This window comes from Pseudomonas sp. PDM25, from assembly GCF_019219045.1.
Taxonomy (GTDB): domain Bacteria; phylum Pseudomonadota; class Gammaproteobacteria; order Pseudomonadales; family Pseudomonadaceae; genus Aquipseudomonas.
In genome coordinates this window covers 134817-155733 of record NZ_JAHUWL010000013.1, presented here as the reverse complement: position 1 = coordinate 155733, position 20917 = coordinate 134817, and the positions used below count along the sequence as shown (strand labels likewise).

The following is a 20917-nucleotide window of genomic DNA, read 5'->3' as shown; positions in this document are numbered from 1 at the left end:
TTATTCCTCAATCTCATTCAGGTTGCGCCCCGCCAGCGCGGCTTTCACCGTCGAGTCCAGGCGGCGGGCGGCAAAGGCGTCGGTCACTTGCGACAGACGCTTGGTCTGCTGCTCGATGGCGTAACCATCAGTACCTTTCATCAGTTCGGTCAGTTCCTGCATCTGCAATTCGATGACCATGCGCTCTTCGGCATCGAGCAAGCGCTCGCCATCGACATCGAGGGCGCCCTGCACCGCTTCGATCAGGCGCTGGGCATCGACCTGCTGTTCACGCAAGACACGAGCGACCTTGTCGTCGTTGGCGTGCTGGAACGAATCCTTGAGCATCTTGGCAATTTCGCCATCCGTCAGACCGTAGGACGGCTTGACCTGGATGCTGGCCTCAATGCCCGAGCCCAGCTCGCGGGCAGAAACGCTGAGCAGACCGTCGGCATCGACCTGGAAGGTCACGCGAATCTTCGCCGCACCGGCCACCATCGCCGGAATGCCGCGCAATTCGAAGCGCGCCAGGGAGCGGCAGTCGCTGATCAGCTCGCGCTCGCCCTGCAATACGTGGATTGCCATGGCCGACTGGCCATCTTTATAAGTCGTGAAGTCCTGAGCGCGGGCGACAGGGATGGTGGTGTTGCGCGGAATCACCTTCTCCATCAGGCCGCCCATGGTTTCCAGCCCCAGGGACAACGGAATCACGTCAAGCAACAGCAACTCATCGCCATCGCGCTTGTTGCCAGCCAGGGTATCGGCCTGGATCGCGGCACCGATGGCGACCACTTGATCCGGATCGATTTCGGTCAGCGGTTCGCGGCCGAAGGCTTCAGCGACGGCTTCGCGGACGCGAGGCACGCGAGTCGAGCCGCCGACCATGACCACCGCGTGCACCTCGTCCAGCTCGATGCCGGAATCACGCACAGCGCGGCGACAGGCTTTCAGGCTGCGGGCAACCATTGGTTCGATCAGCGTATTGAAGGCTTCACGGGTCAGCTCGGCTTTCCAGTCGCCATAAGCGACTTCAATGGACGAGGCATTGGTCAGCGCTTCTTTGGCCGCACAAGCGGTTTGCAGCAGATTACGTTGCTCACCCGGATCGAGGTCGGCGGACAAACCGGCACTCTCGATAATCCAGCCGGCGATTGCATGGTCGAAGTCATCGCCGCCCAGCGCGCTGTCGCCGCCGGTGGCCAAAACCTCAAACACACCGCCGGTCAGGCGCAGAATCGAAATATCGAAGGTGCCACCACCCAGGTCATAAATCGCGACCAGGCCTTCAGCGTGCTGATCCAGACCGTAAGCCACAGCGGCAGCGGTCGGCTCATTGAGCAGACGCAGCACATTCAGACCGGCCAGTTTTGCCGCATCCTTGGTGGCTTGACGCTGAGCATCGTCGAAATAGGCCGGAACGGTGATTACCGCGCCCACAAGTTCGCCACCCAACGTCGCTTCGGCGCGCTGACGCAGCACCTTAAGGATATCGGCGGAGACTTCGACCGGGCTTTTCGGGCCCTGAATCGTGTCGATGAACGGCATGTGCGACTCGCCGCCGACAAAGCGGTACGGCAGTTGATCGCCCAACTGCTTGACGTCGGACAGACCACGCCCCATCAAGCGCTTGACCGACAGCACAGTGTTCAAAGGGTCGGTGGCGGCAGCCAGCTTGGCCGACTCGCCGACTTCAACGCGATCAGCGTGATAGCGCACGGCAGACGGCAGAATGACCTGCCCATCTGCGTCAGCCAGAGGTTCGGAAAGACCACTGCGCAACGCAGCGACCAGCGAATTAGTAGTGCCCAAGTCGATCCCCACAGCCAGACGACGCTGGTGCGGTTGAGGACTTTGGCCGGGTTCGGCGATCTGCAGTAGGGCCATCGTTATCAGGACTTATCTGTATATCAGGCGTGCGACCGGAGCGGCACTGGGTTAATCGTCTAGGCGCTCTTCTAACTGGCGCACTTCGTAGGTGAGCTTGTCGAGGAACTGCATGCGCCGCATCAGGCGTTCGGCCTGTTCACGTTGCGCTGCATCATCCCAACAGGCCGCGAAGCTTTCGTTCAGTTCATCCTGCGCAGTCTTCAGGCGACGCTTGAACACTGCAACACCCGCCAGGTCGGCGCTGTCTTGCAGGTCTTCGAGCTCTTCACGCAGCTCCATCTGCTGCAGAAGAAACTCCGGATCATGCACCGTGACCTCCAGCGGCAGCTCGCGACCGCCCATGGCGAGCAAGTAACGCGCGCGCTTTGGGGGACTTTTGAGCGTCTGGTAGGCCTCGTTGAGGCTCGCGGATTGCTCTAGCGCCAGCCGCTGCTCGCGCTCGGAAGCGTCTGCAAAGCGGTCCGGATGAACACCGCGCGCCAACTCACGGTAGCGCGTGGCCAACTGATCGAGATCCAGACGGAAGCTCGGTTTCAGCTCAAATAAAGCGAAATGACAAGGAGTACCCACGAGCAGCCTCAGATGTTGAAGCTTTCGCCGCAGCCACATTCACCGCGCACGTTGGGGTTGTTGAACTTGAAGCCTTCGTTCAACCCTTCCTTGACGAAATCGAGTTCGGTGCCGTCCAGGTAGGCCAGGCTTTTCGGGTCGATGATCACTTTCTCGCCGTGACTTTCGAACACCTGATCCTCTGCAACCACCTCGTCGACAAACTCCAGCACGTAGGCAAGGCCGGAACAGCCTGTGGTGCGAACACCCAGACGAATCCCTTCACCTTTGCCGCGCCCGTTGAGGGAGCGTCGCACGTGTTGAGCAGCCGCTTCTGTCATGCTGATAGCCATCGGTGACTCCTTACTCGTCGCCAAAACCTGAAAGTCAGATCAAGCCTTTCTTCTGCTTGTAGTCGCGAACGGCCGCTTTGATAGCGTCTTCAGCAAGTACGGAGCAGTGAATTTTTACTGGCGGCAGAGCCAGTTCTTCAGCCAGCTGAGTGTTTTTGATGGTCTCTGCTTCATCCAGAGTCTTGCCTTTCATCCACTCGGTCGCCAGGGAGCTGGAGGCGATAGCCGAACCGCAACCATAGGTCTTGAACTTGGCGTCTTCGATGATGCCTTGCTCGTTGACCTTGATCTGCAGACGCATCACGTCGCCGCACGCCGGAGCGCCGACCATGCCGGTGCCGACATCAGGGTCTTCCGCGTCCATCTTGCCGACGTTGCGCGGGTTCTCGTAGTGGTCGATGACCTTTTCGCTGTAAGCCATGATTCTTAATCCTCACTCATCAGAGAGTCGCTCTTGAAGCCCTGCGCCCGAAGGTTCACAGGGCCGGTTTGCGGCGACTTGAAATCAGTGTGCCGCCCACTCGATTTTCGAAATGTCGACACCGTCTTTGTACATGTCCCACAGCGGCGACAGGGTGCGCAGCTTGGTAACGGCCTCGCAGACTTTCTGCGCGGCGTAGTCGATTTCTTCTTCGGTGGTGAAACGGCCGAAGGTGAAGCGAATCGAGCTGTGTGCCAGTTCGTCGTTGCGGCCCAGGGCGCGCAGTACGTACGAAGGCTCAAGGGATGCCGAGGTGCAGGCCGAACCGGACGAAACCGCCAGATCCTTGAGTGCCATGATCAGCGACTCGCCTTCAACGTAGTTGAAGCTCAGGTTCAGGTTGTGCGGAACACGAGCGGTCATGCTGCCGTTGATGTACAGCTCTTCCAGGCCTTCGACCTGCTTGAAGAAGCGGTCACTCAGGGCCTTGATGCGGATGTTCTCGGCAACCATGTCTTCCTTGGCTACACGAAAGGCTTCGCCCATGCCGACGATCTGGTGGGTCGCCAGGGTGCCGGAACGCATGCCACGTTCGTGACCGCCGCCGTGCATGGTCGCTTCGATGCGAACACGCGGCTTGCGGCTGACGTACAGCGCGCCGATGCCTTTAGGGCCGTAGGTTTTGTGAGCCGAGAACGACATCAGGTCGACTTTCAGCTTCGACAGGTCGATTTCGACCTTGCCGGTGGACTGAGCAGCATCGACGTGGAACAGGATGCCCTTGGAACGGGTCAGTTCGCCGATGGCTGCGATGTCGTTGATGGTGCCGATTTCGTTGTTCACGTGCATGACCGAAACCAGGATGGTGTCGTCGCGCAGCGCCGCCTCGATCATCTCTGGGGTGACCAGACCATCAGTGCGAGGCTCGATGTAGGTGACTTCGAAGCCTTCACGCTCCAGTTGGCGCATGGTGTCGAGGACAGCCTTGTGCTCAATCTTGGTGGTGATCAGGTGCTTGCCTTTAGTGGCATAGAAATGCGCCGCACCCTTGATTGCCAGGTTGTCGGACTCGGTGGCACCGGAGGTCCAGACGATTTCACGCGGATCGGCGTTGACCAGATCAGCGACCTGACGACGAGCGTTTTCGACGGACTCTTCAGCTTTCCAGCCGAACACGTGGGAACGGGACGCCGGGTTACCGAAGTTTCCGTCAACCAGCAGGCATTCACTCATTTTTTGCGCTACACGCGGATCAACCGGGGTGGTCGCAGAGTAATCAAGGTAAATCGGCAATTTCATGGACTATCTCCTAAATCAGGCTGGCTGGCGTGCCGCTAGCTCTTTGGCTGTCATTCGACGGCGGACGCTTCAATCTTGTCCAGGCGTGGCGCCTTGCTGTTGCAACGGCGTTGATCCTGACGCTGGGCTACTTCTTGTACCTCACGGCGAGTGACAAGGTCAGCCAAGCTGATACCGCTGAGAAATTCGTGAATCTGCAGGCTCAGATCGCACCACAAGTGGTGGGTCAGACAGGTGTCGCCTTGATGGCAATCACCCTGGCCCTGGCATTTGGTTGCATCGACCGATTCGTTTACCGCATCGATCACCTGGGCGACCTGAATGCCCTGCATGTCGCGCGACAGCTGATAGCCGCCGCCTGGACCACGGACGCTGGACACCAGATTGCTGCGGCGCAATTTGGCGAAGAGCTGTTCGAGGTAGGACAAGGAGATGCCTTGGCGCTCGGAGATATCGGCCAGGGACACCGGCCCGTGCTGCGCGTGCAACGCCAGGTCAAGCATGGCGGTTACGGCGTATCGGCCTTTTGTAGTCAGTCGCATGGACAATTACCACGGAGTTCGGAATGGGGCGAGTATGCAATTCCCGAGTATTTAAGTCAACTATAAGACCTAGTGCTTTACTCGGGATTACCCGCAAAAGAGCGGGCGCATCATAGCAAAGGCTGGCGGCGTACAGCCAGCAATTGCGCGTTGTCGCTCTTCGCGAGCAGGCTCACTCCCACAAGGAACCCATACACACCACAAGCCCAATGTGGGAGCGAGCCTGCTCGCGATGAAGTTGACTCGGTTTAGCTGGCCTGGCTCTGACCCTTGTCCTTCACACAGGCAAAGTCTTCTTCGCGCAGCTCAGGCAGATCTTTCGCACAGTAATTGCTACCCAGATCCTTCAGCGCCCCGCACATCCCCTCAAGTCGACCATCTACAGCCTGCAAATGATCGAGCAACTGGTTAATGGCTCGAGCCACTGGGTCCGGCATGTCTTCACCGACACCGTAGGCATCGAAACCGATCTTCTCGGCCATTGCCTTGCGCTTGGCGTCCTGCTCTTCATCGGACTTGACGATGATCCGCCCCGGAATCCCCACCACCGTCGCCCCGGGCGGAACCGCCTTGGTGACCACGGCGTTGGAGCCGACCTTGGCACCAGCGCCGACCGTGAACGGGCCAAGCACCTTGGCCCCCGCCCCGACCACAACGCCATCCTCAAGCGTCGGGTGGCGCTTGCCCTTGTTCCAACTGGTGCCACCCAGAGTCACACCCTGATAAAGGGTGACGTCATTACCGATCTCAGCGGTTTCACCGATGACGATGCCCATGCCATGGTCGATAAAGAAGCGACGACCGACCTTGGCGCCCGGATGGATCTCGATCCCGGTCAACCAGCGACCGAAGTTCGACACCAGCCGCGCCAGCCACTTCCAGCCCATGCCCCACAGGACCGACGACAAGCGGTGGATCCAGATGGCGTGCATGCCCGGGTAGCACGTCAGAACTTCAAAGGCGTTGCGCGCTGCCGGATCACGATGGAAAACACTCTGGATATCTTCACGCAAACGCTCGAACATTTTTAATCCTTCCGCTTAAGAAGCTCACCACGGGCCGCTTTCTGGGTTTCCGTGAGGATGCCACGCAATATATTCATTTCCGCCCGGCTGACCGAGCTACGTCCGTACAACCGGCGCAGGCGCGCCATCAAGTGCCGTGGCTTTTCCGGATCGAGGAATTCAATGGCCACCAGGGTTTGCTCCAGGTGCTCATAGAATCGCTCCAGCTCATCCATGGTCGCCAGCTCAGCGCTTTTGACGGAGGCCACTTCTTCCTTCTCGACCTTGCTCGGCTGGCCTTGGGCCGCCAGCCAGGACATGCGCACTTCATAACTCAACACCTGCACCGCTGCCCCAAGGTTCAGCGAGCTGAACTCAGGGTCTGAGGGGATGTGCACGTGATAATGACATCGCTGCAGCTCTTCATTGGTCAGGCCGGAATCTTCACGACCAAAGATCAAGGCAATCTCGGCACCCTGCGCCGCCTCCTCGACCACTTTCACGCCGCATTCGCGGGGATCGAGCAATGGCCAGGGAATGCGACGGTCACGGGCACTGGTGCCGAGCACCAGATTGCAGCCAACCAAGGCATCTTCCAAGGTGGCGACGACTTGCGCGTTTTCAAGGATGTCACCGGCACCGGAAGCACGAGCATCGGCTTCGTGATGCGGGAATAACCGCGGTTCGACCAGCACCAGCCGCGACAGGCCCATGTTCTTCATGGCACGCGCAGCACCGCCGATATTCCCGGGGTGGCTGGTATTGACCAGGACGACACGAATGTTTTGCAGCAAGGGAGGCGCTCTCGAACACTTTAATGGGGAGCAGAATCTTACAGCTCAACCTACCGTTAAGCTATGAAAGCGAACACCGACCTTCTCCTGTAGAAACTTTCTGATAGAATGCCCGGCTTTCTTTAACAACCTTAGGTGACACATCCATGCAGCCCATGCTGAATATCGCGCTGCGCGCCGCCCGCAGCGCCAGTGAATTGATCTTCCGCTCCATCGAGCGCCTGGATACCATCAAGGTCGACGAAAAAGACGCCAAGGATTACGTATCCGAGGTGGATCGCGCCGCTGAGCAAAAAATCATCGACGCGCTGCGCAAGGCCTACCCTACCCACGGCATTCTCGGTGAAGAAACCGGCATGCACCCGGGCAGCGGCGAAGGCGAAGAATACCTGTGGATCATCGATCCGCTGGACGGCACCACCAACTTCCTGCGCGGCATTCCTCACTTCGCTGTCAGCATCGCCTGCAAATACCGCGGTCGTCTGGAACACGCTGTTGTTCTGGACCCGGTTCGCCAGGAAGAATTCACCGCCAGCCGTGGTCGCGGCGCTCAACTGAACGGTCGTCGTCTGCGCGTCAGCGGCCGCACCAGCCTGGACGGCGCCCTGCTGGGTACCGGCTTCCCGTTCCGCGATGACCAGATGGACAACCTCGACAACTACCTGGGCATGTTCCGCGCCCTGGTTGGCCAGACTGCCGGCATCCGCCGCGCTGGCTCGGCGAGCCTGGACCTGGCTTACGTAGCGGCCGGCCGTTTCGACGCCTTCTGGGAGTCGGGCCTGTCCGAATGGGACATGGCTGCAGGCGCCCTGCTGATCCAGGAAGCCGGCGGTTTGGTGAGCGACTTCACCGGCGGTCACGACTTCCTTGAGAAAGGCCACGTCGTTGCCGGTAACACCAAATGCTTCAAAGCAGTACTGACGGCCATTCAGCCGCACCTGCCGGCCTCGCTGAAGCGCTAAGCGAGCAGCCACAAAAAAGCACCCTTCGGGGTGCTTTTTTTATGCCTGAAAATCCAATTCCCGAAAACACTACAGATCCAATGTGGGAGCGGGCTTGCTCGCGAAAGCGGTGCATCAGCCACAGTCAATATTGAATGTGAAGCCGCCTTCGCGAGCAAGCCCGCTCCCACAGTGGATTGGTGGTGATGCATAAATCGTGGACACAAAAAAAGCACCCCGCAGGGTGCTTCTTTTTGACTCTCAAACCTGAATATTTAGCGGTTCTCTTCGTTCTGCCCCAGGATCAGCTTGCCTTCCTTGTCGACCGGAATCTGATTACCCGGATCGCGATCCATCCGCACCTTGCCTTCCTTGCCATCCAGCGAATAACGCACGTCGTAACCTACGACCTTGTCACTGATGTCATTCACCGTATTGCAGCGAGTTTGGGTCGTGGTGTAGGTGTCGCGCTCCTGCATGCCTTCTTGCACCTTGTTACCCGCATAACCACCGCCGACCGCACCGGCCACCGTGGCGATCTTCTTGCCAGTACCGCCGCCGATCTGATTACCCAACAGACCACCCGCCAGCGCACCAACCACCGTACCGGCGATCTGGTGCTGATCTTTCACCGGCGCTTGCCGGGTTACTGCAACGTCCTTGCATACTTCACGTGGCGTCTTGATTTGTGTCTTGACCGGTTCAACGGCTAGAACTTGCGCATACTCAGGGCTGCTTTTTTTAACAAGGCTGTAGGTGGCAACAGCACCCCCGGCCGTCACACCAACAGCACCCAATACTGCACCAACCAGCATCGACTTGTTCACATGAACCTCCTGACCATCACATGCGGGACATGCCCGCGCTTCTCCTAGCCTTGGAGCATAAAAAAAGGCGCGAGTTCAACACTCGCGCCTTTTCGGCCAACAGCTGGAAAACGATAGCCGTTATGGGCGGTCGTCAACTTCCTTATCGGTAGCCACCGCAGGAATCAGATCCTCGGTGCTCAGGTTCAGCCAGATCAGCACGACGTTGGCGATGTAGATCGACGAGTAGGTACCCGCCAATACACCGACAAACAGCGCAATGGAGAAGCCGAACAGGTTGTCGCCACCAAAGAACAGCAGGGCCGCGATCGCCAGCAAGGTGGAGATCGAAGTCGCCATGGTCCGCAGCAGGGTCTGGGTAGTCGAGATGTTGATGTTCTCGATCAAGGACGCCTTGCGCAGTACACGGAAGTTCTCACGAACCCGGTCGAATACCACGATGGTGTCGTTGAGCGAGTAACCGATAATCGCCAGCACCGCCGCCAGCACCGTCAGGTCGAAGGTGATCTGGAAGAACGACAGGATACCGACGGTCACGATCACGTCGTGAATCAACGAAACGATGGCACCGACCGCAAACTTCCACTGAAAGCGGAAAGCCAGGTAGATCAGGATGCCGCCCAACGCCATCAGCATGCCGAGGCCGCCCTGGTCGCGCAGCTCTTCGCCGACCTGAGGGCCGACGAATTCGACACGCTTGACCGTCGCCGGGTTGTCGCCGCCGACTTTCAGCAGCGCTTCTGCCACTTGATGACCCAGCTGCGGGTCTTCACCCGGCATACGCACCAGCAAATCGGTAGTTGCACCGAAGCTCTGCACGATGGCTTCGTGATAACCCGATGTCACCAGTTGCTCACGCACTTTGGTGACGTCGGCCGGACGCTCGTAGGTCAGCTCAATGAGCGTACCGCCGGTGAAGTCCAGGCCCCAGTTCATGCCCTTATGGAAGACGCTGAAAATGGCCAGCGCCGTAAGGAACAATGTGACGCCGAACGCAAAGTTGCGAACGCCCATGAAGTTGATTGTACGTAACATGGCAGCCCCTTAAATCCACAACTTCTTGAAGTCACGACCGCCGAAGATCAGGTTGACCATCGCGCGGGTCACCATGATGGCCGTGAACATCGAGGTAAAGATCCCGAGGGACATGGTCACTGCGAAGCCTTTGACCGGGCCGGTGCCCATCGCAAAGAGAATCCCGCCGACCAACAAAGTTGTCAGGTTGGCGTCGAGAATCGCGGTGAATGCCCGGCCGAAGCCTTCGTTGATTGCCCGTTGTACGGTCATGCCCGCCGCGATCTCTTCACGTATCCGCGAGAAGATCAGAACGTTGGCGTCGACCGCCATACCCATGGTCAACACGATACCGGCGATACCCGGCAGGGTCAGCGTTGCACCCAGCAGCGACATCAGGGCCAGCAGCAGCACCATGTTCACTGCCAGAGCAACGGTGGCGATGATGCCGAAGAAGCGGTAGATGGCCATGATAAACAGCGAGACAAACAGCATGCCCCACAGCGATGCATCGATACCTTTGACGATGTTGTCGGCACCCAGGCTCGGGCCAATGGTGCGCTCTTCAGCGAAGTACATCGGTGCAGCCAGACCACCGGCACGCAGCAGCAGCGCCAGTTCGGACGACTCGCCCTGACCGTTCAGGCCAGTGATGCGGAACTGAGCACCCAGCGGCGACTGAATGGTCGCCAGGCTGATGATCTTTTTCTCTTCCTTGAACGTCTGGACCGGCACGTCTTTCTCGACGCCGTTAACCATTTGCTTGACGTAAGTGGTAACCGGACGTTGCTCGATAAAGATCACTGCCATGCTGCGACCGACGTTGCTGCGAGTCGCACGACTCATCAGCTCGCCGCCGTGGCCATCCAGACGGATGTTCACTTCTGGCGTGCCGTGCTCGCCGAAGCCAGCCTTGGCGTCAGTCACCTGGTCGCCCGTGATGATCAAGCCACGCTCGATCTGTGCTGGCGGACGCTTGCCTTCACGGAACTCGAACGTTTCGGAAGTGGCTTTCGAAGCACCTGGCTCAGCGGCCAGACGGAACTCAAGGTTGGCCGTCTTGCCGAGGATACGCTTGGCTTCGGCGGTGTCCTGCACGCCCGGCAGCTCAACCACGATGCGGTTGGCGCCCTGACGCTGAACGATTGGCTCGGCAACACCCAGCTCATTGACGCGGTTACGTACCGTGGTCAAGTTCTGCTTGATGGAGTATTCACGGATTTCCGCCAGCTTGGCCGGGGTCATCGCCAGACGCAGTACCGGCTGGCCATTGAGGTCGGCCGGAACAATGTCGAAATCATTGAAGCTCTTGCGGATCAGCGCACGGGCTTGTTCGCGGGCTGATTCATCAGTGAAGCCCAACTGAATGGCACCGTTGAGTTGCGGCAGGCTGCGATAGCGCAGTTTCTCTTTACGCAACAGGCTCTTCACATCGCCTTCGTACACTTTCAAGCGAGCGTCGAGGGCTTTGTCCATGTCCACTTCCAGCAGGAAGTGCACACCACCGGACAAGTCCAGACCCAGCTTCATCGGGTGCGCGGCCAGGCTGCGCAGCCATTGCGGGGTGGTTTGTGCCAGGTTCAGTGCAACGACGTAGTCATCACCCAATGCCTTGCGCACGACGTCCTTGGCAGGTAGCTGATCTTCAGCCTTGGTCAGACGAATCAGACCGCCCTTGCCGTTTGCTGCCAGGGTGGCAGCCTTGACGTTGATCCCGGATTCCTTGAGCGCTGCGCTCACACGATCCAGATCAGCCTGATTGACCAACAGCGCAGTGCTTGCACCGCTGACCTGAATGGCCGGGTCATCAGGATATAGATTGGGAGCGGAATAAATCAGACCGACCGCCAGCACCGCCAGGATCAGAATGTATTTCCACAGAGGGTATTTGTTCAGCATCACGCCGCCCGCTTATGACGCGGGGCGCCTTGCGCGCCCCGTCGATTGAGTAGAAGTTGAAACTTAGATCGCTTTTAGCGTGCCTTTTGGCAGCGTGGCGGCGATGGCGCCTTTCTGGAACTTCATTTCGATGGTGTCGGAAACTTCCAGAACAACGAAGTCGTCGGCCACTTTAGTGATCTTGCCGGCGATACCACCGGTGGTCACAACTTCGTCGCCTTTCTGCAAGCTGCTCAGCAGGTTCTTCTGCTCTTTGGCGCGCTTGGCCTGTGGACGCCAGATCATCAGGTAGAAGATGACCAGGAAACCGACCAGGAAAATCCACTCAAAACCGCCACCCATAGGGCCGGCAGCTGCCGGTGCAGCAGCGTCAGCCATGGCATTAGAGATAAAAAAGCTCATTTAGCACTCCAGTTGCAAATGTTGAATCTTGGGGTCAGAAAACTCAGTCCAAAGGCGGAACAGGTAACCCGCGTTTGGCGTAGAAGGCATCGACAAAGGCGGCCAATGTACCCTGTTGAATAGCCTCGCGCAAACCAGCCATAAGCACCTGGTAATGGCGCAAATTGTGGATGGTATTCAACATGCTACCCAGCATTTCGCCGCACTTGTCCAGATGGTGCAGATAAGCACGGGAGAAGTTCTGGCAGGTGTAGCAATCGCAGGTCGGATCCAGCGGCGAATCATCATGGCGATGGAACGCGTTACGGATCTTCAGCACGCCTGTATCAATGAACAGATGCCCATTGCGGGCATTACGGGTTGGCATCACGCAATCGAACATGTCCACACCGCGGCGCACACCCTCAACCAGATCTTCCGGTTTGCCAACGCCCATAAGGTAACGAGGTTTGTCAGCCGGCATCTGACCCGGCAGGTAATCCAGCACCTTGATCATCTCGTGTTTCGGCTCGCCCACCGACAGACCGCCAATGGCCAGGCCATCGAAGCCGATATTGTCGAGGCCTTCCAGGGAGCGCATGCGCAAATCCTGGTGCATCCCGCCCTGAACGATGCCGAACAGTGCCGCCGTGTTGTCGCCATGGGCTTCTTTCGAACGCTTGGCCCAACGCAACGACAGCTCCATCGACACCCGCGCGACGTCTTCGTCAGCCGGGTACGGGGTGCATTCGTCAAAGATCATCACGATGTCCGAGCCCAGATCGCGCTGGACCTGCATCGACTCTTCCGGGCCCATGAACACTTTGGCGCCGTCGACAGGAGAAGCGAAGGTTACGCCCTCCTCCTTGATCTTGCGCATGGCGCCCAGGCTGAACACCTGGAAACCGCCTGAGTCAGTCAGAATCGGGCCTTTCCACTGCATGAAATCGTGCAGGTCGCCGTGCTTCTTGATCACTTCGGTGCCAGGACGCAGCCACAAGTGGAAGGTGTTGCCCAGAATGATTTCCGCGCCTGTGGCGGTGATATCCCGCGGCAACATGCCCTTGACCGTGCCGTAGGTGCCCACCGGCATGAAGGCCGGGGTTTCTACGGTACCGCGTGGAAAGGTCAAACGACCGCGACGAGCCTTGCCGTCGGTAGCAAGTAACTCAAACGACATACGACTTTGGCGACTCATTCTGTTTCCTCAGGGCCACGTGGTGCTGGGTTACGGGTGATAAACATCGCATCACCGTAGCTGAAAAAGCGGTATTCATGCTCCACGGCGGCTTTATAAGCGGCCATGGCTTCGGGATAACCGGCAAACGCCGAAACCAGCATCAACAGCGTGGATTCGGGCAAATGGAAATTGGTGACCAGGGCATCGACCACATGAAACGGCCGGCCCGGGTAGATAAAGATGTCGGTGTCGCCACTGAACGGCTTGAGCACGCCATCGCGCGCGGCACTTTCCAGAGAACGCACGCTGGTGGTCCCCACGGCCACCACGCGACCACCGCGAGCGCGACAGGCTTCGACGGCATCGACCACGTCCTGACCGACTTCCAGCCATTCGCTGTGCATGTGGTGGTCTTCGATCTTCTCGACGCGCACCGGCTGGAACGTGCCAGCGCCGACGTGCAAGGTCACGAATGCCGTCTCGACGCCCTTGGCGGCAATCGCCTCCATCAGAGGCTGATCGAAATGCAGCCCCGCCGTCGGCGCCGCTACCGCGCCCAAACGCTCGGCGTAGACCGTCTGATAACGCTCGCGGTCCGAGCCTTCATCCGGGCGGTCTATATAAGGAGGCAACGGCATGTGCCCGACGCGGTCGAGCAGCGGCAACACCTCTTCGGCGAACCCCAACTCGAACAACGCATCATGGCGCGCCAGCATCTCGGCTTCGCCACCGCCATCAATCAGGATCTTAGAACCCGGCTTCGGCGACTTGCTGGACCGCACATGGGCCAGCACGCGATGACTGTCCAGCACCCGCTCCACCAGGATTTCCAGCTTGCCGCCGGAAGCCTTCTGGCCAAACAGCCGTGCCGGAATCACCCGGGTATTGTTGAACACCATCAAATCGCCCGGGCGCAAATGCTCAAGCAAATCAGTGAATTGACGGTGTGCCAGGGCGCCGCTGACCCCATCAAGGGTCAACAGGCGACTGTTGCGACGCTCGGCCAAAGGATGGCGGGCGATCAGCGAATCAGGGAGCTCGAAGGTAAAGTCAGCAACGCGCATGATGGGGTTCGTCTAGCAGGGCCGGGAAGTCTAGCGGAAATATCAAAAATTCTCCATGTACCTGATTGACCGACGGTTATCTCATCTCTATACTTCGCCGCCATTGAGCCCTGATGGCGGAATTGGTAGACGCGGCGGATTCAAAATCCGTTTTCGCAAGAAGTGGGAGTTCGAGTCTCCCTCGGGGCACCATATAGCAGTATCTGAAAGTCTCTACCAGGCTTTCAGACCCAGAGAAACCGGCCACTTGGCCGGTTTTTTTGTGCCTGTCTATCTACCCCTGTCTCTCCCTATACGTTGTATCCCTGTATCCCTGCTTGTATCCTGAGAAAAATACCGAACTTTGGGATACAAGGATGAAGCGCGCAGATATCAAGCGCCGCCCTCTCGCTGACACGACACTTGCGGGGCTGGAGCCGGAATCAAAGGAATACCGGGAGCTGGACGGAAACGGCCTCTACTTCAGGGTCAAACCTGATGGTGGTAAATCTTGGCAGCTCCGCTACAAACGTCCGGCGGGTAATTGGGCCTGGATGGGGCTCGGGGGATACCCGGAAGTAAGCGGTGCATTGGCACGGGACAAAGCTGCCGATCTACGCAAAGTAGTGAGTAGCGGTGCCGATCCCCTTGAACAAAAGCGATCCGCGAAAGCTGCTATCGATGCGGCTAAGACCCGAACCTTTCGAGCTGCCGCTGATGCCTGGCTGAAGGCAAAAGAGGAAAAGGGTCTCGCACCCTCCACTCTCAACAAAATCCGCACCTACCTCGACAAAGACATACTCCCGGCCCTGGGAGATAAGCCTCTAGACGAAATCACCCGTACCGACTGCGCGGAACTCCAAGCATCCATCGAAGCCCGGGACGCACACAACGTGGCTGAAAAGTGTCGCACCTGGATAAATCAGATCTTCGGGCGAGCCATCGGCTTAGGCCTGACTGAAAACGATCCGGGCAGCCGCCTTCGGGATATTGCGGCCCAAGCACCTAAGACTCAGCAGCATCCACATTTGTTGGAGCCTGAACTGGGCGAGTTTCTCCAGGCACTCAAAAACACACCGGCCAGATTGACTGCTCGCACAGCCGCTTGGCTTTGTGTATGGACGGCATCGCGACCCGGCATGGTCCGTTTGGCTGAATGGAAGGAGTTTGACCTTGAGAAAGCCATTTGGACCACACCTGCCGCCAAGATGAAGATGCGTCGAGATTTTGTCTGCCCACTTCCCCACCAAGCAGTTGCAGCGCTGAAAGAACTGCATTGCTTAACCGGGAGGAGTCGCTGGCTCTGCCCTGGTGTTGGAGCCAAAAATCCAACCATCAGCGAAAATACGATCAATAAGGTCTTCGCCACTATTGGCTATAAAGGCCGCTTAGTTGGACACGGTACTCGGCACACTGCGAGTACGCTGCTTCGAGAACATGGCTGGCCGAAAGAACATGTTGAAGCGCAACTTGCTCACAAAGAGGAAGGTATTTCGGGGATATACAACAAAGCTCAATACCTTGAGCAACGCATTAAAATGATGCAGTGGTATGCAGATCACCTTGATGCGCTAGCTGCTGGAAATGTGGTGAAAAGGAAGTTCGGAAAGGCAGTCTGACAACCATGATCGCCCCCCCCTAAAAAATCAGTGTAACGCGTGTTACAGGTGTAACGATAAAGTATAAACTATTGATATTATTGAATATTTTAATCGTAACACCTGATCATGAGTCAACGTACACGAAGTGTAACTCGGCTATTACGTGTAACAACCGTACGCATCTCACCATCGCAACCGCCTTGCTCGATGAGCGCCCTCACGCCTGCGGGCCAGACCTCGTTTGCGAATGCTTAACTGACATACGTCGCTGGTTGAGCGCTAAAATCTAGGGCGTGGGATCGCCGATGAGTGAGTGTCCAAACTCTCTCTGGATGAATAACGCACCAACCTGAACGCCATCTCGATCACAGTCAAAAACTGAGCAGAAGCAATTACTGTACTGCCGCGTTCACCCTGTGTTGTACCTGTATTGACTACACATTCACCGGTCTAGAGACAAAGTAGTTTTCTTCGTCTAGATAAATGTATAGATAGATACCCCTGTATCCATACCCAGGGGTTTTCTATGACACACCAGTCCTTCAAATCAGCAAATTCTTTCGAAACCCACTCGCTCCAAGCGACCGACATAAACGCTAGGCGAGCCAGTCACCCTGCCGCTGACCCTTCAGCAATTCTGATTCGTATGCCAGAAGTAATGGCCATCGTTGGACTTGCACGCCCAACGATTTACAAACTGATGCAGCAAGCGGATAGCGAATTCCCACTTCCAGTAAAACTAAGCGGTAGTAAAGCTCGCGGAGCTCCTGTCGCCTGGGTTCTTGATGAAGTCCAAAGTTGGGTGCGGGCTCGCATTTCGGCAAGAAACAAGGTGGCGGCATGAGAAGACCACCTCCTTCGCTCTCAAAACTCAGGTCATTTCAGGCATTGCACGAAGTTGGATTTTCCAAAACACGAATCCAACGTTTCGAGCGATTGTGCAGAAAACACGAGCGGCGCGGACGGACTCTAGGCGTATTGAGCTGGACGGATGGAGTTTGGTGCCTGTTGATCATGCATGCAGATCAGTTGGGTGTTGTTGTCTTGGATGAAGCCCAGGCAACAGATGCCTATCACGATGCCCGCCAGATGATTCGCGATGGCTATTCCCCCGTGCTCACCTTGCGTCACGAGCGCGATGCTTGAAATGAAAACGCCCCCGGGAGCGATCCGGAGGCGTTGAGGTAAATCTATATGCACGAACAATTTATGCCGCATCGGAAAAATGCGCAACATCTCCACACGGTTGCACTTTTGAAACCGGGACGCTACTCTTCGGCCGTCGCTGCAAATTCAGCGACCGGGTTTTGCAGCCCGAACATCGTTAGGCGCATGAGCGCCACCGTTCCGAAAGCTGGCGCTTTTTTCATGCCTGCAACTTCGTTTTATGGTGGCTGTGCGTGGGGCGCTTTCGAGCGCGCCGGGTGCCTAACGTCCCGGTCTGCAAACCTGCGTACAGCCGCCACCCAATCTTGTTTTGCAGCAAGTAGTGGCGGTTCCTCAACGTTAGGAGCCTCACCGCATGAATCATGCCCTCAATCCGTCCAAAAATCGCGCCGCTGCCCATCGTGCAATGGCTCTCGCCGCTCTACACGCCAACTCCAGCCTCGCTACACGTCTCACCCGATACAACGCCCATATGGCCAAAGCCCGCGTGCTCGAAGCCGCAGGCGGTGCCCAATGAACAACGCCCTGAGTTGTGCCCTGCCTGAAGACCTGCTCTGCGTTAATCCGAAAGCGGAAGCCGGTGTGCCTATCGACGCCATCACCTGCGCCATTGATCGCGCCGACTCGGTGCTGACGCTGCTGGAGGATCACTTCGAAAGCGAATCCTCGCGCCTCGCCAATCACATCATTGCCGCTGTTCTTTGGGACGTGCGCGGCACCCTCGGCCTGATCAAAACCCTCGCCTTGCACGGCGACACCACCTCTACGCCTGCTGCACAGAAAGGCGGTGCGCTATGACCACATCCACCACCCGCGGGCACGTCACATTTACTCGCGTGAATGCCACCGATTTGAAGTTGTTCCGGGTCAATGCCGGAGTACCGGTCGAGGATGCACTGGAGATGGTTTCCCTGCTGCAACATCACGCCAACCAGCTGAACTTCGACGCCGCCATGAGCGACCACGGCGAGCGTTTCAGTTGGCCTGCTCTGTACCTTGGCGAGATGGCCAAAGCATTGATCGCCGACATCAATGACGCGCTGTTTTTGGTGAGGGCTGACGCATGAGCCAACGCCCGAGCAACTCCGCGAAACGTCCCAGCTTCGTCGACGTGAAAACCGCCGCACTGAAAGACATTGATCGTGTCCTGTCGCACTGGTTGCCCAATGGCAAGCGCGTAGACGGTGGCAAGGAATACACCGCACCGAATCCGACCCGCAGCGACAAACGCGCCGGTTCGCTAAAGATCAATTTGAGCAAGGGCACGTGGGCCGACTTCGCTACCGGTGACAAGGGCGGTGACCTGATCGATCTGGTGCGCTATCTGGACGGGGGCACCGACGTCGAGGCCTGTAATAAACTGGCAGATCTGCTCAACGTATCGCCCGGCGCCGCCCAGGCCAAGCCAGCGCCTGCCAAGACAAAAGCACCTGAGTGGATTGCCATTCAGCCGATCCCGGCCGAGGCCATGAACAAATGCCCGGCCAAACACCGGCAACACGGCGCACCGTCCAAAGTCTGGATTTACCGCAACATTCAGGGCCAGCCGGTCATGGCGCTTTATCGCTTCGATTTGGGGCCGGATGAGGACGGCAAAACGCGCAAGGTATTTGCCCCCTTGACCTGGTGCCAGCGTACCGACGGTCAAACGCAGCAATGGCGTTGGCAAGGTCTGCCGGAGCCGCGTCCTCTGCTGCGCCTTGATGAACTGGCGCAACGCGCAGAGGCTCCGGTCATTCTCTGCGAAGGCGAGAAAGCTGCCGACGCCGCCGCCGAACTGTTGCCCGGCTACGCGGCCACCTGCTGGCCGAACGGCTCCAACTCCTGGCACAAAGCCGACCTGACACCGCTCAAGGGTCGCGAAGTGCTGTTGTGGCCGGACAACGATGTCAGCGGCAAAGCCTGCATGGAAGCCATTGCCGATAACCTGCGTGAAATCGGCGCCGCGTCGGTTCGGGTCATCGCGCTGGAGGCGTTCAAACGCAAGCCTACGCTGAAGAACGGCGCCGCAGCCTATGCCAAAGGTGGTCAATGGGACGACGGCGACGATGCAGCCGATGCACTCGCCAAAGGCTGGACAGCGACCCACTTCGCCGAGCTGGAAAGTAGCGGTGAACTGTTCGGTTTGGTTGTCGAGAAGTCGGAGCCTGAGCAGGCCGAGGCCAATCCGGAACCGAAGGCAAAAGCAGCAGCCAAGCGTCCCTCGAAGCCAAAAAATGACCTGCTGCCCGGCGGCTTTCGCCTGACAGCCGAAGGCGTGTTTTATTCCGGTGACGATGGCGAGGCACGCCCGGTGTGTTCGCCGCTGGAGATCCTGGCGCGCACCCGAGATGCGCAGGGCCACAACTGGGGTTTGCTGGTCGAGTTCGATGATCCCGACGGGGCGAAAAAACGCTGGAACATCCCGGCGCGGACCATGACCGGCGACTTCGGCAAGGACGTGCTCGGCCCGCTGGTGGACATGGGTTTGCGCCTGGCTGGCAGTCGCTCCGGGCGCAATGCCCGCAACGACCTGCAGAGTTACCTCGGCGGCTTCGACAGCGCCCAGCGCGCACGCTTGGTCACCCGTTTGGGCTGGCATGACAGCGCGTTCTTGCTGCCCGAACAGCAGGTCGGCTTGCACACTGAACACCTGCACTTCTATGAGGCCGGCGCGCAGCTTCCGCCGATCAGCGAAGCCGGCACTCTTGAACAGTGGCAAGAGCAGATCGGCGCCTTGTGCATCGGCAATCACCGCTTGGCGTTTGTGGCCAGCGTGGCGTTTGCCGGTCCGCTGCTGCATATGCTTGGCCATGAGTCGGGCGGCTTTCACCTCTACGGTGACAGCTCGGGCGGCAAGACCACCCACCTGCAGGTGGCCGCCTCGATCTACGGCGGGCCGCGTCTGGTGCGCTCTTGGCGCTCGACGGATAACGCCCTGGAATCCATCGCCGCCGCGCATTCAGACGGGCTCCTGGTGCTCGATGAAATCGGCATGTGCGACCCGCGCATCATTGGCGAGACGGTGTACATGCTCGGCAACGGCACCGGCAAGGCTCGGGCTAATGATCGAGGACAAGCAGGCCGCCAGGTGCAGGAGTGGCGCTTGCTGTTTCTCTCGACCGGCGAGAAGACGTTGGCGCAGCACATGGCCGAAGCCAACAAGGAACTGAAAGCCGGCATGGAAGTACGGATGCTCGCCGTGCCAGCCGACGCCAGCAAAGGCCTCGGCATGTTCGATGTACTAAACGGTTTCGATGACGCGGCGGCCCTCTCCGATGCACTTAAGGCGCGGGTTGCCAAGTACTACGGTACACCGCTCACCGCCTTCCTGGCGGCCCTCTGTGAGCCCGGCAAGCGGCATGGTTGGTCAACGATCCTGCGCCATACCTTGGAGGGCTTTATTGCCAAGGCACTTCCTGCCTCGGCCAGCGGTCAGGCGCATCGAGCAGCCGCTCGCTTTGGACTGGCCGCTGCTGCCGGCGAACTGGCCACCGCGATGGGAATTACCGGCTGGCCAGATGGCACCGCTACCACTGCGGCCCGGGTGTGCCTGAGTGCTTGGATGAATGAGCGCGGCGGCGCCGGGAACCTTGAAGGGGACGCGATCTTGGCGCGGTTGCGCCAGGTCATCGAACGCTTCGGCGAAAGCCGTTTCACCCGCTGGGAGTCGGCTGCCGCAAAGATCGATGAGCACGGTCCACGCACCATTGACCGATTGGGCTTTCGTAAAACGCTGGAGCACGGCCTGGGTGATGCGTTGCATACCACCAATACCTACTACGTGTTGCCGGAGGCTTGGCGCTCCGAAGTGTTTAAGGGCATGAACATCAATGCCGTGAACAAGGAGCTGATACGTCGGGGCGTCCTTGAGCCGGGGCCAGATGGCAAAGCCTCCTGCGCCGTCCGTTTGCCCGGCATGGGGACTCAGCGGTGCTACGTGGTGAAAACCATACCGGGAACGGATGAAAGCGAGGCACAGGCCGCCTGACGGTGAGCCTGCTGACTGAGGTAGAGCCGGCTCAATCGGCCTCGCCAGCCACTGCGAACCCAACCC

General features: G+C 58.5%; 21 protein-coding genes and 1 tRNA gene. 8 read left to right on the top strand and 14 right to left on the bottom strand.

Annotated features, from left to right (window positions below):
* The 8 genes from hscA to trmJ form a co-directional block, all read right to left on the bottom strand.
* On the bottom strand, positions 1 to 1863 hold the full coding sequence (hscA, locus tag KW848_RS23370; protein WP_218538182.1) for a Fe-S protein assembly chaperone HscA: 1863 nt from the start codon (positions 1861 to 1863) through the stop codon (positions 1 to 3).
* A 51-nt stretch (positions 1864 to 1914) separates the two neighbouring features.
* Complete coding sequence (gene hscB / locus KW848_RS23365; RefSeq protein ID WP_008070981.1) at positions 1915 to 2436, bottom strand: co-chaperone HscB; 522 nt, start codon at positions 2434 to 2436, stop codon at positions 1915 to 1917.
* Between the two features lie 8 nt (positions 2437 to 2444).
* Positions 2445 to 2768, bottom strand: coding sequence for an iron-sulfur cluster assembly protein IscA (iscA, locus tag KW848_RS23360; RefSeq protein WP_007903589.1), 324 nt, complete (start codon positions 2766 to 2768; stop codon positions 2445 to 2447).
* Positions 2769 to 2802: 34 nt separating this feature from the next.
* Positions 2803 to 3189 carry a Fe-S cluster assembly scaffold IscU gene (iscU, locus tag KW848_RS23355; RefSeq protein WP_003443374.1) on the bottom strand — a complete coding sequence of 129 codons (387 nt, stop codon included), beginning with the start codon at positions 3187 to 3189 and terminating at the stop codon, positions 2803 to 2805.
* Between the two features lie 84 nt (positions 3190 to 3273).
* Complete coding sequence (locus KW848_RS23350) at positions 3274 to 4488, bottom strand: IscS subfamily cysteine desulfurase (RefSeq protein ID WP_192410237.1); 1215 nt, start codon at positions 4486 to 4488, stop codon at positions 3274 to 3276.
* Between the two features lie 50 nt (positions 4489 to 4538).
* The gene (gene iscR, locus KW848_RS23345; protein WP_007903581.1) at positions 4539 to 5030 is read right to left on the bottom strand and encodes a Fe-S cluster assembly transcriptional regulator IscR; all 492 of its coding nucleotides are present in this window, start codon (positions 5028 to 5030) and stop codon (positions 4539 to 4541) included.
* 248 nt (positions 5031 to 5278) lie between these two features.
* A complete protein-coding gene (gene cysE / locus KW848_RS23340) occupies positions 5279 to 6055 on the bottom strand; it encodes a serine O-acetyltransferase (protein WP_218538181.1) in 777 nt (258 codons plus the stop codon).
* A 2-nt stretch (positions 6056 to 6057) separates the two neighbouring features.
* Positions 6058 to 6828: a tRNA (cytosine(32)/uridine(32)-2'-O)-methyltransferase TrmJ gene (gene trmJ / locus KW848_RS23335; protein WP_192410236.1), complete on the bottom strand. Its 771-nt coding sequence runs from the start codon at positions 6826 to 6828 to the stop codon at positions 6058 to 6060.
* Between the two features lie 146 nt (positions 6829 to 6974).
* Here trmJ and suhB point away from each other — a divergent pair, with 146 nt between their 5' ends.
* Positions 6975 to 7790: an inositol-phosphate phosphatase gene (gene suhB, locus KW848_RS23330; RefSeq protein ID WP_008147729.1), complete on the top strand. Its 816-nt coding sequence runs from the start codon at positions 6975 to 6977 to the stop codon at positions 7788 to 7790.
* Positions 7791 to 8044: 254 nt separating this feature from the next.
* Here the strand turns inward: suhB and KW848_RS23325 are convergent, their stop codons facing one another.
* From KW848_RS23325 to queA, 6 genes are all read right to left on the bottom strand, one after another.
* The gene (locus KW848_RS23325) at positions 8045 to 8596 is read right to left on the bottom strand and encodes a glycine zipper 2TM domain-containing protein (RefSeq protein WP_111450285.1); all 552 of its coding nucleotides are present in this window, start codon (positions 8594 to 8596) and stop codon (positions 8045 to 8047) included.
* Between the two features lie 120 nt (positions 8597 to 8716).
* On the bottom strand, positions 8717 to 9631 hold the full coding sequence (gene secF, locus KW848_RS23320) for a protein translocase subunit SecF (protein WP_218538180.1): 915 nt from the start codon (positions 9629 to 9631) through the stop codon (positions 8717 to 8719).
* 9 nt (positions 9632 to 9640) lie between these two features.
* Positions 9641 to 11509: a protein translocase subunit SecD gene (gene secD / locus KW848_RS23315; protein WP_218538179.1), complete on the bottom strand. Its 1869-nt coding sequence runs from the start codon at positions 11507 to 11509 to the stop codon at positions 9641 to 9643.
* Between the two features lie 63 nt (positions 11510 to 11572).
* A complete protein-coding gene (gene yajC / locus KW848_RS23310) occupies positions 11573 to 11911 on the bottom strand; it encodes a preprotein translocase subunit YajC (RefSeq protein ID WP_111450288.1) in 339 nt (112 codons plus the stop codon).
* Positions 11912 to 11954: 43 nt separating this feature from the next.
* On the bottom strand, positions 11955 to 13070 hold the full coding sequence (gene tgt / locus KW848_RS23305; protein ID WP_161990833.1) for a tRNA guanosine(34) transglycosylase Tgt: 1116 nt from the start codon (positions 13068 to 13070) through the stop codon (positions 11955 to 11957).
* Between the two features lie 14 nt (positions 13071 to 13084).
* Positions 13085 to 14134, bottom strand: coding sequence for a tRNA preQ1(34) S-adenosylmethionine ribosyltransferase-isomerase QueA (queA, locus tag KW848_RS23300; RefSeq protein ID WP_008147713.1), 1050 nt, complete (start codon positions 14132 to 14134; stop codon positions 13085 to 13087).
* Between the two features lie 107 nt (positions 14135 to 14241).
* On the opposite strand from queA, the gene KW848_RS23295 reads away from it, so the two are divergent.
* The 7 genes from KW848_RS23295 to KW848_RS23270 all read left to right on the top strand — a co-directional run bounded on the left by KW848_RS23295 (position 14242) and on the right by KW848_RS23270 (position 20851).
* Positions 14242 to 14326 (top strand) — tRNA-Leu (locus KW848_RS23295).
* A 164-nt stretch (positions 14327 to 14490) separates the two neighbouring features.
* On the top strand, positions 14491 to 15732 hold the full coding sequence (locus KW848_RS23290; RefSeq protein ID WP_218538178.1) for a tyrosine-type recombinase/integrase: 1242 nt from the start codon (positions 14491 to 14493) through the stop codon (positions 15730 to 15732).
* A 628-nt stretch (positions 15733 to 16360) separates the two neighbouring features.
* Complete coding sequence (locus KW848_RS31905; RefSeq protein ID WP_256365256.1) at positions 16361 to 16558, top strand: AlpA family transcriptional regulator; 198 nt, start codon at positions 16361 to 16363, stop codon at positions 16556 to 16558.
* A gap of 170 nt (positions 16559 to 16728) precedes the next feature.
* Positions 16729 to 16860, top strand: a complete 132-nt coding sequence (locus KW848_RS31900) for a hypothetical protein (RefSeq protein ID WP_256365249.1) — start codon at positions 16729 to 16731, stop codon at positions 16858 to 16860.
* A gap of 534 nt (positions 16861 to 17394) precedes the next feature.
* Complete coding sequence (locus tag KW848_RS23280; protein WP_218538176.1) at positions 17395 to 17679, top strand: hypothetical protein; 285 nt, start codon at positions 17395 to 17397, stop codon at positions 17677 to 17679.
* The gene (locus KW848_RS23275; RefSeq protein ID WP_218538175.1) at positions 17676 to 17948 is read left to right on the top strand and encodes a DUF3077 domain-containing protein; all 273 of its coding nucleotides are present in this window, start codon (positions 17676 to 17678) and stop codon (positions 17946 to 17948) included. The genes KW848_RS23280 and KW848_RS23275 overlap by 4 nt, the downstream gene beginning before the upstream one ends.
* Positions 17945 to 20851: a DUF927 domain-containing protein gene (locus KW848_RS23270; RefSeq protein WP_218538174.1), complete on the top strand. Its 2907-nt coding sequence runs from the start codon at positions 17945 to 17947 to the stop codon at positions 20849 to 20851. The genes KW848_RS23275 and KW848_RS23270 overlap by 4 nt, the downstream gene beginning before the upstream one ends.
* Positions 20852 to 20917 lie beyond the last annotated feature (66 nt).

Coding starts and splice junctions, on each gene's coding strand:
- hscA (WP_218538182.1), bottom strand. CDS start 1,863: ATGGCCCTACTGCAGATCGCCGAACCCGGCCAAAGTCCTCAACCGCAC.
- iscA (WP_007903589.1), bottom strand. CDS start 2,768: ATGGCTATCAGCATGACAGAAGCGGCTGCTCAACACGTGCGACGCTCC.
- iscU (WP_003443374.1), bottom strand. CDS start 3,189: ATGGCTTACAGCGAAAAGGTCATCGACCACTACGAGAACCCGCGCAAC.
- KW848_RS23350 (WP_192410237.1), bottom strand. CDS start 4,488: ATGAAATTGCCGATTTACCTTGATTACTCTGCGACCACCCCGGTTGAT.
- iscR (WP_007903581.1), bottom strand. CDS start 5,030: ATGCGACTGACTACAAAAGGCCGATACGCCGTAACCGCCATGCTTGAC.
- cysE (WP_218538181.1), bottom strand. CDS start 6,055: ATGTTCGAGCGTTTGCGTGAAGATATCCAGAGTGTTTTCCATCGTGAT.
- suhB (WP_008147729.1), top strand. CDS start 6,975: ATGCAGCCCATGCTGAATATCGCGCTGCGCGCCGCCCGCAGCGCCAGT.
- secF (WP_218538180.1), bottom strand. CDS start 9,631: ATGTTACGTACAATCAACTTCATGGGCGTTCGCAACTTTGCGTTCGGC.
- secD (WP_218538179.1), bottom strand. CDS start 11,509: ATGCTGAACAAATACCCTCTGTGGAAATACATTCTGATCCTGGCGGTG.
- yajC (WP_111450288.1), bottom strand. CDS start 11,911: ATGAGCTTTTTTATCTCTAATGCCATGGCTGACGCTGCTGCACCGGCA.
- tgt (WP_161990833.1), bottom strand. CDS start 13,070: ATGTCGTTTGAGTTACTTGCTACCGACGGCAAGGCTCGTCGCGGTCGT.
- queA (WP_008147713.1), bottom strand. CDS start 14,134: ATGCGCGTTGCTGACTTTACCTTCGAGCTCCCTGATTCGCTGATCGCC.
- KW848_RS23290 (WP_218538178.1), top strand. CDS start 14,491: ATGAAGCGCGCAGATATCAAGCGCCGCCCTCTCGCTGACACGACACTT.
- KW848_RS31905 (WP_256365256.1), top strand. CDS start 16,361: ATGCCAGAAGTAATGGCCATCGTTGGACTTGCACGCCCAACGATTTAC.
- KW848_RS31900 (WP_256365249.1), top strand. CDS start 16,729: ATGCATGCAGATCAGTTGGGTGTTGTTGTCTTGGATGAAGCCCAGGCA.
- KW848_RS23280 (WP_218538176.1), top strand. CDS start 17,395: ATGAACAACGCCCTGAGTTGTGCCCTGCCTGAAGACCTGCTCTGCGTT.
- KW848_RS23275 (WP_218538175.1), top strand. CDS start 17,676: ATGACCACATCCACCACCCGCGGGCACGTCACATTTACTCGCGTGAAT.
- KW848_RS23270 (WP_218538174.1), top strand. CDS start 17,945: ATGAGCCAACGCCCGAGCAACTCCGCGAAACGTCCCAGCTTCGTCGAC.